Source organism: Actinomyces sp. HMSC075C01 (genome assembly GCF_001812965.1).
Taxonomy (GTDB): Bacteria; Actinomycetota; Actinomycetes; order Actinomycetales; family Actinomycetaceae; genus Actinomyces; species Actinomyces acetigenes.
The window spans coordinates 358-1,134 of sequence record NZ_KV811037.1 but is presented as its reverse complement, the minus strand read 5'-3'; the positions used below and the strand labels follow the sequence as shown (position 1 = coordinate 1,134).

General features: G+C 65.4%; 1 pseudogene. It reads left to right on the top strand.

The annotated features are described in order from the left end of the window. A pseudogene (locus HMPREF2883_RS15650) lies at positions 1-566 on the top strand (MFS transporter); the annotation flags it as partial. Positions 567-777: the final 211 nt, after the last annotated feature.

Below are 777 nucleotides of genomic sequence, written 5' to 3'. Positions count from 1 at the left end.
CCTTCGCCAAGGACAACACCGACGGCCGCATCCCGTGGCTCGGCTGGGCCATCACCCCCGAGACCTACCAGTCCATCAACCCGGCCACGATCGTCATCCTGGCCCCATTCATCGGCTGGCTCTTCACCCGGCGGGCGGGCCGGTTCCCCTCCACCATCATGAAGTTCGCCATCTCGGTACTCATCATCGGAGGATCGGCCTTCATCCTGGGCTACGGCTTCCAGATCTGGCCGGGCGGCGCGAAGCTGTCCCCCTGGTGGTTCCTGGCGGTGGTCTTCATCATCCAGACCGTCGCCGAGCTCTTCCTGTCCCCGGTGGGCCTGTCCACGACGTCGGCGCTGGCACCCAAGAGCTTCGCCTCCCAGACGATGAGCCTGTGGCTGCTGACGACGGCCACCGGCCAGGGGCTGGCCGGCTTCATCATCTCCAGGACGGAGAACGTCGCGAACTCCACCTACTACTACGGCCTGGGGGCCGTGACGGTCGCCGTGGCCATCATCCTGTTCATCGTCGCCCCGTGGACGGAGCGGAAGATGGCCGACGTCGGGGTCACGGTGCGGGACTAGGCGCGGCTGGGCCGCCGCGAGTTCGTAGGTTAAGTCTCGGGTTCGTAGGGTAAAGGTACTGTGCTGTCTCCTCACTTCTGAGACATCTGAGTGTCATGACTTCTGAGACACTCGCTCGGGCGGGAAGCCGGGGCAGGCTGGTGGTCCTGAAGACGGCGATGCGCGGAGGGAAGAGGGCTGGCAGGTCGCTGGTGTCCATGGTGCTGACATC